General features: G+C 41.8%; 2 pseudogenes. One reads left to right on the forward strand and one right to left on the reverse strand.

The features are described 5' to 3' along the window. Positions 1 to 183: pseudogene (locus AC3G7N_RS20530) on the forward strand (peptide ABC transporter substrate-binding protein); the annotation flags it as partial. Between the two features lie 693 nt (positions 184 to 876). Here the strand turns inward: AC3G7N_RS20530 and AC3G7N_RS20535 are convergent. Further along, a pseudogene (locus AC3G7N_RS20535) lies at positions 877 to 1,149 on the reverse strand (ROK family protein); the annotation flags it as partial.

Consider the following 1,149-nt stretch of genomic DNA (forward strand, 5'->3'; position numbering starts at 1 on the left):
CCAGTTAAACGTTTTGAAGCTTTCCTAGAAGCTGAAAAGATTCTGGCCGAAGATGCTGTGGTCGTTCCATTATATCAAAGGGCCCGCGCCCAATTAATTTCACCTAAAATACAAGGTGTTATTAGAAATCCAATGGGCTCAGCATACAATTATAAATGGGCAAGTGTTCAAGCAGTAAAATAAACAAAGAGGCTGGGACAAAAGTGTTTTAGCCAGAGAAATCCGAACTATGATTCAATTCTTTGATTAGAATTTGAAGTAGTTCGGATTTTTCTTGTCTGTTTTTGTAAACTTAAAGCTAAAAAGTATGCGCTGGATTGTTTTCCGCAGCGGACCGTTGCGCACCTTAGGGCACGGCTTCATTATTTAACCACTCCGCGGGGTCTTCAGCTCGCGCTGTTCTAAGCAGGAGTCAACAGTCCGGAGCGTAAGACATCACGTAATAGTGGACTTGCTATATAATACTGTTTTGTCTAATGACATATTAGCGGAGGAAAAACACGGAGACTCCTCGAAAAAGAAAAGCACTTTTTCTTCGTGCGATGCTTATTCGGGGAAGCATTCCTTGTCCTGTGGGAGCAGAAGCCTCGATGAGACCCCGGAGAGCGTCATTAAGGAGGGCCAACTAAAACCGTCCTTCGCGGACAACGTTTGCATACCCCTTGCCGGGGCAAGGAGGCTCATTAGCTGCCCACGGAAAGCGCAGTGTTTTTCCGCAGCGGTGGATTAAAACTCATATAAAGTTACGTCGCAATTTATATCAACTGCTTATTAAGATCCGACTATTGTAAAAGTAACGTTCTGAATTTCCTATTCAGTGATCGTTCGTCTTCCCGAGTCAAATATTTTAGTTATGTCTCAGCCTCGTTCTTCTTTTTATCGAGCTGCTTGTTCTTCTACATCCTCGGAGATGGTTAAAATAAGCTCAGGGACTTCTAAAAAACGTTTGATTGCTAAAGCGCAAGCCCCCATTACACACGCCTTATTACCTAGATCGGATAAAACAAGTTCCCGGTATTGGCTGACCGATGATGTTAAATTGCTTTTAATTTTACCAATAGTATCTGGATACATTTGCAGTATTTCGCTATTTAATACTAAAGTTTCCGGATTATACAAATTGATAACATTGTTTAGCCCGATTGATAT

It is taken from the genome of Virgibacillus carmonensis, assembly GCF_057836705.1.